Origin of the sequence: Allofournierella sp. CML151 (assembly GCF_027853465.1) — a bacterium.
In the GTDB taxonomy this organism is placed as follows: Bacteria; Bacillota; Clostridia; order Oscillospirales; family Ruminococcaceae; genus Allofournierella.
In genome coordinates this window covers 29,461-42,696 of sequence record NZ_JAPNNW010000011.1, presented here as the reverse complement: position 1 = coordinate 42,696, position 13,236 = coordinate 29,461, and the positions used below count along the sequence as shown (strand labels likewise).

11 protein-coding genes and 1 tRNA gene are annotated in these 13,236 nt (G+C 52.8%); 2 read left to right on the top strand and 10 right to left on the bottom strand.

Features of this window, described 5'->3' with window-relative positions; translation table 11 throughout:
* Window positions 1-112: 112 nt before the first annotated feature.
* Together PH256_RS09310 and PH256_RS15330 are read left to right on the top strand one after the other, a co-directional pair.
* Window positions 113-179: transfer RNA gene (locus tag PH256_RS09310), tRNA-Pro, on the top strand.
* A gap of 30 nt (window positions 180-209) precedes the next feature.
* Entirely contained in the window at window positions 210-362 is a 153-nt protein-coding gene (locus tag PH256_RS15330) for an HNH endonuclease (RefSeq protein ID WP_082669600.1), read from the top strand.
* A 207-nt stretch (window positions 363-569) separates the two neighbouring features.
* On the opposite strand, the gene PH256_RS09305 is transcribed toward PH256_RS15330, so the two are convergent.
* From PH256_RS09305 to PH256_RS09260, 10 genes are all read right to left on the bottom strand, one after another.
* Window positions 570-5,000 carry a suppressor of fused domain protein gene (locus PH256_RS09305; protein WP_270913917.1) on the bottom strand — a complete coding sequence of 1,477 codons (4,431 nt, stop codon included), beginning with the start codon at window positions 4,998-5,000 and terminating at the stop codon, window positions 570-572.
* A gap of 59 nt (window positions 5,001-5,059) precedes the next feature.
* A complete protein-coding gene (locus PH256_RS09300) occupies window positions 5,060-5,308 on the bottom strand; it encodes a hypothetical protein (RefSeq protein ID WP_270913916.1) in 249 nt (82 codons plus the stop codon).
* Window positions 5,309-5,317: 9 nt separating this feature from the next.
* Window positions 5,318-6,322 carry a hypothetical protein gene (locus tag PH256_RS09295; RefSeq protein WP_270913915.1) on the bottom strand — a complete coding sequence of 335 codons (1,005 nt, stop codon included), beginning with the start codon at window positions 6,320-6,322 and terminating at the stop codon, window positions 5,318-5,320.
* Window positions 6,323-6,333: 11 nt separating this feature from the next.
* Complete coding sequence (locus tag PH256_RS09290) at window positions 6,334-8,766, bottom strand: DUF6892 domain-containing protein (RefSeq protein WP_270913914.1); 2,433 nt, start codon at window positions 8,764-8,766, stop codon at window positions 6,334-6,336.
* Window positions 8,767-8,789: 23 nt separating this feature from the next.
* Window positions 8,790-9,464: a hypothetical protein gene (locus PH256_RS09285; protein ID WP_025543808.1), complete on the bottom strand. Its 675-nt coding sequence runs from the start codon at window positions 9,462-9,464 to the stop codon at window positions 8,790-8,792.
* A 19-nt stretch (window positions 9,465-9,483) separates the two neighbouring features.
* On the bottom strand, window positions 9,484-9,948 hold the full coding sequence (locus PH256_RS09280) for a hypothetical protein (protein ID WP_087296255.1): 465 nt from the start codon (window positions 9,946-9,948) through the stop codon (window positions 9,484-9,486).
* Between the two features lie 24 nt (window positions 9,949-9,972).
* A complete protein-coding gene (locus PH256_RS09275; protein WP_270913913.1) occupies window positions 9,973-10,191 on the bottom strand; it encodes a hypothetical protein in 219 nt (72 codons plus the stop codon).
* A 96-nt stretch (window positions 10,192-10,287) separates the two neighbouring features.
* The gene (locus PH256_RS09270; RefSeq protein WP_270913912.1) at window positions 10,288-10,728 is read right to left on the bottom strand and encodes a hypothetical protein; all 441 of its coding nucleotides are present in this window, start codon (window positions 10,726-10,728) and stop codon (window positions 10,288-10,290) included.
* Window positions 10,729-10,741: 13 nt separating this feature from the next.
* Entirely contained in the window at window positions 10,742-11,833 is a 1,092-nt protein-coding gene (locus PH256_RS09265; protein WP_270913911.1) for an ankyrin repeat domain-containing protein, read from the bottom strand.
* Between the two features lie 18 nt (window positions 11,834-11,851).
* On the bottom strand, window positions 11,852-13,234 hold the full coding sequence (locus tag PH256_RS09260; protein WP_270913910.1) for a DUF6138 family protein: 1,383 nt from the start codon (window positions 13,232-13,234) through the stop codon (window positions 11,852-11,854).
* Window positions 13,235-13,236 lie beyond the last annotated feature (2 nt).

Genomic DNA, 13,236 nt, shown 5'->3' with positions numbered 1-13,236 from the left:
TGGTCCGACCAACCGATCAGGGCCGCCCTGCTTTTTTATGTTCCAGAAATTGTTCGGGACAGAATACGCATTCTTTGGGAGGATACGCCCGGACCATTCTACGACTTTATATCCGGGCGTAGCGCAGTTGGTAGCGCGCCTGCTTTGGGAGCAAGATGGTGCCAGTTCTGTCGCTCGGACCTCCTTTCTTAGGAAAACCACCTTTTTAGGTGTTTTTCTGCGTTTTTAGTCTAATTGTTGCATCTATCCAGGCTGCAAATCAAAATTTCAAATGGAAAGGCTGGTCAAAAATAAGGCAGCATATTATCCCCGTCTCAAAGGGTGGCCGCACTGAAGAAACGAATCTACAGACCCTATGCTGAAAGTGCAACCGTACAAAGAGCAAGAAGATTCTTACGTAAATGAGAAAAGGGGCTGTTGCAAAACGAAAGTTGCGCAACAGCCCCTTTTGTTTTGACATCACAGCCACACTCTTACGGCAAACCCGCCTTTGAAAAAACAGGTGTTCGTGTAATGTCCGTCTGGTGGACAAAGGTGGCGCAGAACTCCTTTGTCCACACAAGCTCTCATCAATCCCACCAGAAATACCAGACAGTTGACTGCCGCAGCACATCGGCCAGAGTGCCCACGGTGGCGTCCTGCGGGCCTTGGTCAATCACATCTGGGCAGAAGCCGTACAGCTCCACCGCCACATCTATGGCCTCTTTCTCGGAAACAGGAGCCGGGAGCAGAAACTCCAACTCGTCATGGCTCATGGCAGCGGGCACCGCCCCATGCTGTTCAAACCAACATTTCGCAACTGCCATTAATTCCGGCGTGTTAGGACATTCATTCCAGCCACCAAAGGGCAGATAGGCAAAAATCTCCCAAGGGTTCTTCACAGGGATTTTAGCCAGAATGAGAGGATATGTCATCTTATTATCGGAGTTCCAGTAGCTTGAAAAACGACGGTTCTCATATCCGCCTTCCATCTCGCCCAGGATCTCCTCAACCCAATCCATATCGTCATCCTCGGCTTCTTCTTTGCGCTGCCCAATCATTTCCTCCAGAACTGCTTTACTGTTCTTGATGGGGGCGGAGAGCATTTCCTTTCGGTATGCGGCAACTTTGTCCGGGTCGAAAGCATAGTCGTCCTTGCTATCGCTGTCCGGATCGGAATTTAGAATCAGGCATTCCCACAGGATTTCGTCATCCGCCTTAAGCAGAACCGGCACAAAGCCCTCCTTGACACTTTCCCGTTTGGCGTAGTTGTATGCCGACATAATGGGGTCATCATCCGTCATTGAGGGAAAATAGGTACATTCACAGTCCAGATATTCCATCATGGTTTTAGCAAGGTCCGAAGGCTCCAGAGTGGCCTCATCGAAACTCTGTCCCTGCCAGTTGGCAAACCGCTTTTCCATAACTTTTGCCATAGCCTGATAATAGTTTTCATCGAATGGGATGAACAGATAGGCTTCATCCTGGAACTTATCGGAATAATATTGCTCCGAGCCGAAATATTCCAAGGCATAGTTGTCAATGTCGCTGGGGAAGTACGGACTGTCCGCCTCGCCATAGTAATATCCGGCAAAGGCTGCGCCCTCCTTGTTGAACAGAGCCCCAAAGAGCTGCCCTTTCAGCTGGTCCCGGATGAAGCCACGCAGATCAGCGCGGCTCAGATCTGCCATAAACAGCTGCACCTGCTCCCAGTACCGCTCCATAAATTCCGCGCTCATCAGATCATGCTCCATGCACCAGCGCAGATAGATTGCCATGTGGTTGTAGGCATTGATCTCGTCCACCGGCAGGCCCTTTTGCTGAATGGTTTCCAGATGCCAGTCGGCATCGTCCATATCGTCGGTGAACTCCTCTGCAAGCGTTCCTCTGGTGATGGCATTCTGGCGGGTGGGGTTGACCACAAAACTGATGCCTGCCATCTTTTCCAGCAGAGCGTCCACGTCATGCTCCATCTTATACTCTATTTCATTACGATAGAGCGGGATCACTTGATAGAAGTTGACCTCCTCGCCGCTGGGCAAAGTGCAGACTTCTCCTCCGTTCCAGACAACATCCTGCGGGCCTACCAGAAGTGCGCCGCAGAGTGCCGTGTTCTCCGCAAATGGCGACTGCTTGTCCATTGTATGGCCAAAGCCCAACCAGGTATCGTTGGAAATGGGCAGGCGGGCCAACACTTTCAAGAGGCCAATGGGCCAGTACCACCGCTCATCCTTCAGGGATTCCTCATCCAGTTTCCAATCCGGCGGCAGAGCGATGGCCAGTTCCGCCCGCTCCAGCTTGTATTCCTCCAGCTCCTTCGGCACATTCATCCGGTGAGCACCCATCCCCATCGTTACCAGTGTGTAATAATCCCGCTCTTCAGAAGGAGGAACAATGCAGATGTCCACATGGATGTCGGGAGAAACCAGCTCATGGAATACATTCTCAAACTCACCAAACATGTTTTTGATGTGCTGCTCTATCGCAGACATCTCATCCTCCGAATAAACCTCAGGCTCACGCTTGTCCGCCGAGGACCAGATGGCATCCGCCTTTGTACCGTCCGGATTCAGAAAAATCTGAAAATACTGATCGTCTCCCGCCTGCTGATAGACAAGACTGATGCGACGGTTCTGCTCCACGAAGACTGCAACCAAAGTCCCCTCCGATTCCCCTTCCGGGGTGTGGAGCAACCATTCCCCGCTGTCCAACCGTTCTTTGAGCTGCCGCAGCCAGTCCGTTCCCATTTTGGAGAGTCCGGCTTCGTTCATACGGAAGGAAAGATCCACAAGATGTTCCTTCACCATGTATCGAAATTCGCAGCAGGGTGAATTTTTCTCATAGCCATACTTCTCCGGGTGGAACAGCTCATAAAATTCGGCAAGACCTGCTTTGTCTACTCGGATACACGCCAGAGCATATTGTTTCCCATCCGCATCCTCGTCCAGTCCCTGCTGGAGCGTTTGGTCGGCATCCGGGTTAATCCAATGATATTCCATCTGCTCCAAAGTCGCTCCGGATTTGATCTCCTGCTGCAAGGTCAGGAACTCATAATCACCGGGTTCCAGTTTCAATCCTTGTTTAACAGCATCCAGCGCACCAGCTTTGTCACCAAAATGCGCTCTCAGTTTCCCCAATTGCAGCCAGATCCAGGGGTAGTCCGGCTCTTCCTGAGCCCCCTTCTCCGCATAGTTGAGCGCTTCTTCCAGCCTGCTGCAGTACATCAGCGCCACAGAATACCGATAGTACCAGGTAGCACAGCCTGTGGCATTTTTCTCAGAATCCTTCATCCACTGGGCTGCCTGATAATAATGGATATAATCATCCAGATTAAGGCAGGCGAAGGCGTACCAGAGGGCGATCTGCAGGTCCTGGTGTGCCTGCTTTTCGGTGAATCTTCCTTCTTCAATGCCAGTTTTGATGAAATCCTCCAGCCATTGAAGCATTCTCCAGAAGTAGCCGGAGATTCCGTCATCATAAGATTCCAGTGTTTCAATATCCTCTGCTGAAAGCAGGGAGCCGGTTTCCTCATGAATATCAGGCTCCGGTTCCGCCTCATCCAGCAGCGGCACACCGCCCACATCTCGCCGGAATACATGGAAGTGCGCATAGGGCAGGTTGCTTCCCTCAAAGAATGCCTGTGCCGCGGTCAATACAGCGGGCAGATCCCATGCGATAAAATCCAGATACCCATGGTACAGACCGGTAGCCCCACCCAGGAAGGTCACGGCTTCCGCTCCTGCCTCCCGCAGAATGGCATCTCTCAAATCATCTCGGAAGTCCAGAATGGCTTTGCTCCGCTCCTCTCCGGTAAATCCATCCAATGGGTAGCAAAGGAACCCCGCTACGATGCCATCCCTGTGGTACTCATCCACCGCGTCGCTGCGGGCAGCCAGATAGTCGTTGATGAGCACTGGCAGACGGCAGCTTCCAGTATAGACATCCAACCGCCAGTCAGCCTCCGGGTCCTCCACCGGTTCCAGCTCGTAGGTAAGGTAGCTGTTTTCCAGATAGTCGCTGCCATCCCTCCAAAGGGAGAGTCCCATGCTCTGCAGCAACTCCGGCAGCTGGGAAAGGCGCATGGCCGGTTCGTCTTTCGGCTGAGCATAAACATCAAACCCGGCAACAAAGGCGATCGCGGAAACTTCTCCGATGGTTTGATCCACCAGCATAGAAAGCGCCCACCAGACCTTGTCGGTGTTCTCTTTCAGGATCGGCGTCAGCTTTTCACAGCAAAGGACCAGACTCACCCGCTGATCGTCGGTTTTCTCGGCCCACATCTGCACATCCTCAGCCCGAACCTTGATCTCTCCAGCCCGCAGCTCGAACCCCTCACAGGGCTGACGGCCTACCCTTATATCCCAATGCTCCAGCACCGATTCTGGGGCCTGCTTCTGGAAGTACACCAACGGGAACAGGCGGGAGCGAAGCCCCTCTGGACTGAGGATCAATTCATGCTTTTCGCCATTGAAGCCCAGCTCGAAGGAAGTATCACGCAGGGCCGTCTTGAGTGCATTCCCGCATTTTTCAACCAGTTCTTCGCCGCGCTGGTGTGTTTCGTCCGTATCTATGATTTGACGCAGTTCTGCCTCAATCTGAGCAAAGGCCGCCCACGCTTCCTGCGTTCTTTCCCGGAAGTTCTTTTCAAACCGGGGCAGAGACAAACGACGGCGGCAATCGTCTATGTACTCCTGGGTATCTTTGTCGCCCGGGCGGGCTTTCAAGGCCTTTTCAAAGTAACGCAGGGCGGGGCCTTCCTCATCCAGATAGTAATAGGCCGAAGCAATTCGATAATTCCAGCAGTGATCTTCGGCAAAATACTCCTCATGGGGGGCCAGAAGTTCCAGCGCCTTTTCAAAAGGCTCCCGTTCCCCTATGCCTGCAACGGCGATATATGCCTTGGCCAGTTCACTGTCCAGTTCCGGGGCGCGCTCCTCAGCGGGAATCGCTTCCAGGGTATCGATCACCTTCTGCACCTCGTCCTGCTCAAACCAGAGCTGGCATTGTTTCAACAAATCCATATCCGTACCTCCTTTATTTCGGCTTTCTATACGGTTGTTCTTTCACCGTAAATCATCGTTCAAATATCCCAATCTATGAAATCTTCACGGTTCCATACAAAGTGCTGATACAGGCACTTCAAATTCCCCTGTTCATCCCGGGAAAGCTTTATCCCGTTTTCATACCGCAAAGTATCGGCATACAGGATAAAACCATCCACTTTCCCTGATGAAGCCCGAAACTCACCGTTTCCAATAACGGCTATATCGCCACATTCAAATGTAACCGAAGAAGAAGTGGTGTGGATTTTCGTAATTGCTTCGATCATCTGGGAATATCACCTCTCATCTCCGGGCGCTACCATTCTCCACCCGGATGTCTGCACCCGGATCACAGGGCGGAAAAAGTCATAGTCATTGTGGATCTCATTATCTTCCCGAACCTCCGGTTTACAGTGAGGGAAACAGGGCAAATATCCCAGCAAAGGACCCATGCCACCGCAGATATTGCAGCCGCCGTCGCCGCCGCAGGTGGTCAATATTTTCCCGTCTACCAGCTCCCGCTTATAAGGGTCATAGGCAATAGACAGGCCAAAGAAGTTTGCCTGCTCCATGTCGTATGGCTTGCCCTGGTCTTCCTCGCTTTCAAAGTGATGCAGATGCATGGAGTAGTCCAGTCCATCCCCCCATGGAAACAGGGTACGGCATCCACCTCCGCACAGATAGGCCCACTCATCCGGCGTGGGAAGGCTGGCTGCCAGTTCCCACAACAGGGATCGCTGAAACTCCGGGTAGGTCATTGGATGGCACAGCCAAGCTCGCCAGCTATCACCATTGCGCTCAAAGCGGACCGTTTCGTGTATTTCAAAACTCTGGCTGTTCTGGCCTGCCCATTTCTGCAAGTTCTCCAGCCAGTCGGGGTGGGCGGTGATGCGTAGATCGTTCATGGGTACGCTTTCCCAACCGATCTCCTCCAGTTTTCTGCCCACGAACATGGGGCCGATGGTCACCTGGCGTACTGGAGTCATTCCCTGCCGGAGAAATTCCTCCGCAGTGCCCTCGTATTCGATTTCCGCAAAAGTATCCGCCAGTTCCTCCTGGTTGGCCTTATCCATCCCTTGGACAAAGCTCTCCCAGCCAAGAATCACGGTATCGCCGGGGACAAAGACAAACTCCCGGCCACCTTTTTCAAACAGACCGGTGGTGCAGCTTTGTCCCCAACGGGAAAAGGCGTACAGTTCCTTGAATGTCAAATGATAACGAGTCGCCAGCGTCTGCATCAGCCAGAGCTTATCGGATAGTTTCAGTGCATTAAATTGTGGGCGAAATAGTTTTTCGTTCATAGCAGCGCACCTCACAGCAAGTCCACTTCGATGCCGCACCGCTCCAGAATGGGCAGCACCTGTTCCGGCTTGGAGGACATGAGGGTAATATGTTTGAGATTGGGGAACTGGCGCAGTTCTGCCTCCGTAATGGTGTTAAGATCAAAAGCTCCATCCTCGCCATCCCAGAACGGACAGAGCTGGGTATAAATCTCGCTGCCGCCATCCATCTCGATTTCTGTGACCGACCGGGCCAGCCGCTCCGGGATCTGGTATTTCTCCAGCCACTTCCGAATCTCCGGGATGGGTTCATACCCTTCCGCGTCAATGTCGATCTTGCGCCGGCTATATTCTCTGGCAAACTCATGGGCATCCAGTTTAGGCGCCAGTAAGCCTTTCTCGTACATCAGGACTTCCATGACCGCGAGCTTGAAGTTGAAGGTATCAAAGTGCAGCACTGGTTCCGTCGGTTTGGATAACTTGTATTTCTGTGCTTTCGCTGCCTTTTTCTCTGGCTCTTTCCAGCTGATCTGTACCATGGCGGAGAGGGCCTCCAGCTTTGCTTTCTGCACTGACTGCTCCTCCGGAACAGGCCCTGGCAAGCGAGTATAAACGGTAAAGCCACCTAATTTGAGGGTATGGGCAAATCCGGCGAAATCCTTCCAGCTGGCCTCCCGGTAGTCCTTGGACCCGATCCAAACCGCTCCGTCAAATATCTGCCGAACCGCATACTCTCCCTGCGCCGCTACCCGGACACCAAGGGTTTTGATGGTCTGCTCATCTTCATCCAACCAGCCCTGGAGTCCAAGCTCGTCCCACAGAGCAAGGGCCTGGGTATAGGGACTCTCTCGGCCTGTAATGGGGCTTTTCCGTGTTCCATTTTGCAGGACAATGCGGGCAGGCCCCAGCTTTTCCGCAAGTTGCGACAGGGTAAACGGCGGCGTAAATACCGACCCCAGAATAGTCAGGCTGTCTTTTTTGAGAATGATTTTTCGCTCCGTGGTCTTGGGCGGAAGAAAGATTGGCAGATTCGGGTACACTTCTTTGTACTCTCGCCATTCCAGCTTTTTGGGCTTGTTTGCCGTCCGAAGGAAACCCCAGAAGTCGATGGGATAACGAAACACCGGCCCAACCCTATCCCGCCGGGTGACGATCACCACCGTGCCATCGGTGAGTATTCCAATGTGCTGCATTTTCTCCCCGCCGAACATTCCCGGACGGATACGCAGCACTTCACGGGTGTTCCTATTGATAAGCTGGGCAAAGTCATCGGAGAGGATCTCGCCGTTCCCCTGCACCAGCAGCCAGTCCCCGGTAAACCAGCGCAGTTTCAGTCCCTCGCCCATTCCGGGCAGCGGGGCAATGCGGCACCGCCCGGTGTCCATGTCCAGTTCCAGCAGGCATTCTTCCATTCTCCCCTTGCCGCTGACTGCGTGGATCATGGTAATGCGGCCTGTGCCGGGAACGGGAACGGCCTCGGAGAGATGGTCGTATCCATTCAGAGAGAAGGTGTGTTTTGTTACCTTGCCGTTTTCCCATCGGTAAATCTGCCCCTTGTACCACTCGTTGGAAAAGTAGACCCGGCCCAGACCGTCTGTCACGATGCCGCAATGGTATTTGGTGCTCCATCCATCTTCCGGCAGAATCCAGTTTTTCACATCCTGGCAGGTGCCCCGGTCAGTCAGTTCGATCCTTGTAGCGTTGGTTGGATCTCCCACCCAGAGGGAATGGCCAGCCCAGCACAGGGTCTGCGGTGGACCGTCATATCCAACGGGGGACGGTTCGGCCCAGTTGAGCGTGGCTGGATTCTTGCTCAGTAATGCCCGGCCAATCGTCCCGCTGCCAGTGGCTCTGGACGCGGCATAAAGTTCATGTTTCGGGGAATAGGTAAGGCACCCAAAGTGCGGCAAGCTGTGGGAGCGGATTACTTGCGGCGGACGGTAGCGCAGATCGGCCACACAGCCGTTTTTCCATTCTTCTGCATCCTGGTTTTTCCATTCGCCCGCCGCAAAATCACCCGCCAGGGAGTTGAAGAAATAATCGTACTCATCCTGAAGTATGTACTCCTCGCAGGGCATCAGCTTCCCAGGGTCCTGCTCCTTGGCATGGTCGCCCCATTTTCGCCCTTGCTGTTTCATCAGGTGGCAATATTGCCCCTGCTTTTTGCAGTAGCGTTCCCATTCGCTGCGTTCTTCTTCTGGGATCAAGGCAAACAGATACTCGTCCTCATCGTCCAGGTTATACAACGCCCAGCCGAAGGCAGAGAGTTCCTGCCCCAAGGCCGCCGCTCCTTTTTCATGGGGCAATTTCATATATTGGATGCCGATGGCGTCAAAGCGTTCATCCAGCAGCGCCGGGACCTGTGCGCCCCATTTCCCTCGAAGTTCCGCCAGAGTGTCCTGTACGGCTCCGTCAAATTTTAGAATGTCCAGCGCATCGGATATGATTTGTGCCCAGTCTGGCATGAAAGTACCCCCTTTTTAGTGCCTCAAAGTTTGCTGCTCAGCCGCTTGACTGGCGCAGACATTACATCTGGAAAATGCTTACACAGAATCTCTGTGAATAAGGTCATTGCAAGAAACGGCTTGAGATTACCTGCTGCAATCTCAAAATATTGAGAATAGCCCCAATCCAACTCATCTTCTCCGCACCAAAAGTTGAGAAGTTCTGCCCCCAGATCCATCCGCTGACTGGATAGGGATTTCCATGGAATCTGTGACCGCAGATACTCCTGAACCTCTCTGAGCTGTTCTGCGGCAATGCGCTGATGGGCATAATCCCACACATTCTTAAAATAGGTATCCAGTTCTACATAGCCAGAAAAGAGGATGCCGCAATCAATCTTGGAAAATATCTCCACCATACAAAGGATGCGCCGCCGGTGAAACGCCTCCATTTCCCGTTCCAAGGCCTCAGCCTGAATCATTTCGTGTTTCTCTATACAGGCATAAGCTTCATTTTCTGGTATCTGGAACGCTTCATCTACTTTTTTGGCTATGGTAAACATCTGGATTTCATCGGCATTCTTGCGCTTGCGTAGGTCATCCCAACTGCCTCGCTCCCATTTATCCTCTTTTGAATAACAAGCAGAGCATATCGCCTGTGCCGGGTCAATTTCTCTCGTCAAACAGTAAGGACAAAGAATTTTCGCATTCTCACACAATCTGATCGGCTCCTTTATATTATTCCATGTCCGCTTCTATTTCTTCCGCTTCCGACAAGCCATATACATCCGTTGGCGTATCCCCTGAAAACTCAACCATAAGTCCAAATGGCTCCCCCACAGGAAGGGTACAAATCTCAAAGTGCAGGCCCCATTCTGTCTCATCATAAAACAGAAATTGCGGCTGCTCGGCGGGAATCTCCGTTTCAGGGAATGGAGCGCGCTGCAATCCAAACTTCTCAGGGCTTTTACCAATCTGCGCCTGAATCTCATGCTCCGCTTTTGAAAGATACTCCCGCCAGTTTTGAAGCACAGAACGGATAAAATCCAGGTTTGCCGACTGAAGTTCAGATGTGTTCAAAATAATGGAAAACAGGATCTCTGTGTCTGCGATTCTTCCAGTCCAGCAGTGGATGGTCCCTGGTCCTTTCTGAAAGGTCAGTGCTCCCAATCCCAAATCGGAATGTTCAAAAAACTGTTCCATATCATTCTTGCCCCAATCCCCAGGTTACAGCGACAGCCATGTGGTCAAAGCACTAATTTCCTCCCGCAGCAATCCGGATTTCCCAGCGGCGACAAAGGCTTTTTGGATACTGCCATAGCGCCGCCCGGAGCGGTCTACCAGCTGGAGCGCGGCTGCCTCCAGACCGGGAATTGCCAGTACAGCATCTGCCAGCGCCTGGGCGGAGAGTTTATCCCCGATCAGAGAGGCGGCAAAGTAGCGCAAATGGCTGTGAGAGAGGGCGGACAAATCGCTGAGTTTATGCAGTTCATAGAGTTTCAGGGCATAAAGGGAAGGAAGCCCATCTAGAGCCGGTAGTTTCTACACAGCTGGTAGTGACTGGAGATAGAGTTTCTGAAGCCGGGTCGCTGGAGTCAGGAAAGGGGCAAGATCTTCCGTTTTCCGCATTTCCTCCAAATGGAGATAGGTAATGCTGGTGAGAAGTGGGGTGATGTCGCCATTCTTTTCTCCACGCAGGTGGAGAACACGCAGGCCGGGGAGAGAAACATTGTCCCAGGAAACAGGGGCCGACAGCCATAGGGACAGTGTATGAAGCTGCTTTAGCTCGGAGAGAACTTCTACACCCTCACACTTTTCCATCAGGGTCAGTTCCTCCAGATTGGGATAATCTCGCAGGAAGGACAGATTCACCTTCCGCTCTCCTGTCACAGACAGACACCGTACCGCATCTGGTTTTAGTCCATTCAGATCAATCTTTTCTCCGCCGCGCCAGAAAACTGCGGTGCAGTATGCCTGTTCCATTTTGCTTCTCTCCTTATTCCTCAAACTCGCCCTCAATCATTCCATTAAGATATTTTCCGGGATCAGCAATAAATTCCTCCCATTTGGCTAACGGATGAAACTCCTTATGCTCAATGTCCAGATACCAGAGTTTCTTATCTCTGGGACTCCACAGCAGCAAATAGTCGCTGTAATTGTCCATTTTCGCCATAAGGGAGAGCAACTTTTTCCGTTTCCAGGTCATCTCCTGTACATCCATGTAGGGGTACAGTTCCGCCCATTTCACCAGTTCCCGCTCTGGAAATTCCAGACGCAAGGGGCCGGTCTTTAAGTATTCCACCAGCTTGGCAGGCAGCTTGTAAGGCATGAGTTGACGCGCCTTTTCCTGTTCGTTATGCCATTCCTCCGGCTCCAGAGCTTTTAAGTAGGCGGCCATTTCCTGATTTTTGTTCTGTACTGCCACGGTGTAGGGCCGGTCACCGTATTTATCCGGGATGGTGATGTCTGCACCCTGTTCCACAAGCCAGCGCACCATAGAAAAATCGTTGTGCCGTGCAGCTTCAGTGACAGGAGTCGAAGCGTAGGGAAACACCATATCTGGCTTGTGATAGTTGATGTCCGCCCCGTTTTGAATCAGATACTCCACCAGCAGCTGATTTCCATGGCTCGCCATACTGCGCAGGGCTTCACCGCCGTATTGTTTCAAATCCATGCCCATCCTTTTCAAAATGGAGAGTATATCAGGATCGCGCCGATTTTCCAGATGGAGAAACAGCCGGTAGATGTTCTCTTGTTTCGCGGGGATTCTGACTCCCGCATGGATCAGAAAAGAAAACAGGGTCAGGTCTCGACTGCGCAGGGAGCCGTAAAGCAATTCTTCCGGGTTATGGGTCAAATCCGCTCCGGCTTCGATCAGCAGCCGCACCATGTCCATCCGGTTTTCCAGCACCGCCAGTTCCAGCGGAGAGGTTTCCTCCTCCCGAGGCCACGCTCCAATCGTTACCTGATAGCGTTGCGGCTCATTGGGCGAATGCCCCGCATGAAGCAGGGAACGGAGTGTCTCAATGTCGCCACCTCGGATGGCAGCCATCATGGGAGGTACATTGGAATAGCTTACTTCACTCATCTGAATCCTCCTGCCATCCTATTGGAAAATTTTCTGATACTGTTCTCTCAGTTCCGCCGGTGCTGCTTTGATCACCTTGCCGCCGCCATTTTGCGCAGCTTGCCCCCAAATGCCCCAGAGCACATCTTGCCAGAGAAAGTCCTGGGATCTTTTGTCCTGGCAATTTTCTTCCGGCAGGTAGTCCTCTAAATGCCTCTTGACCTCCAGCAGAGCGTTCAGGCTCTCCTCATTGGCAATTAGAGTACGGAACTCCTTAGCCGGTTTCATACCCTGCATAGACTGGACGCCATGAACCAAGACAGGCATGGTCTGGGCCGTAAATCCGTATTTCTTGAAAAAGGTGTGGATAAACTTCTCCTGCAAAGAGGAATGTTCATCATCACATAAATCCAGATAGTCACACACCAGCGGCACCCACGGTTCTCCCTCCAACCCCAAAGCAAACACAGCGAAAGTACCGGGCATCGCGCAGGCTTCATCCGCGAGGTTTTGGTACCACTCAAACTCCCGCATAGCCAGACGAGCGTATCGCTCCATAATCGGATGCAGACTGGGATACTGCACAGCGCAGGCAAAGAGCTGGTTGACTCCCTTCTTGGGCAGGCCGGGAATGGGCAGATAGAGTTTCTCCTTTCCACGGAACTCCACCGAGTAACTGCGGGGAAATTCCTCCCGCTCCAGCACCGCGCACAGGTAGCCCAGGATTTCAGCATAGCACTCCTCCGTGGAGCCCCTGGCGGTGATGCGGATGGTCGCAAAGGCGTCGTTGGCCGATGCGGTAAAACGCTCCGTTTTCCGCTGCTGAATGTCCGTTGGCAATTTGCCGCTGCCGCCCGTTTTCAGCTGCTTCACCATGTCTGGGCGGAGCTGGGAAACCAGGCCGAGAATGTGCTCGGTGGTGAGGAAGTCGTAGCTGGCTCCATATACCGTATCACAGACCGCCACATAGCAGGCAAAGCGCAGCAGCCCTTCATCCACATCCTCCGGGCGCAGTTCCGGCCACACGGTACAGGGAGGGAAAACCGTAAAACCATCCTCCCGCTCTCCAACCGCAAAATACCGATCCCGCACCTGCTTTTCGATGTACTGCCGCAGCGTATGATCAATCTCCTTCCAGCCCGCCAGCCGCCGTAGGGCATCACAGAAGGTGACCGCCTCCTCGCAGGGAAATCCCTTCAAGGGCATCTTGGACAGATACCGCTCCAGCAGCTGGCTGGGAAGAAAGGGGGTTCCGTTTTGATTCCGAACAACCACCGGGTATCCGGAATGGTTTTCTTCTGCGGTTCCATCCAACACATTCTGAATGCACTGATCGGCGTGTTCCAGCACTTCGGGGGCCGTGTCCGGTTTATGGATCAGATAATAACGGCCATGCACGCCGTCACGTTTTGGTAAACTCACTG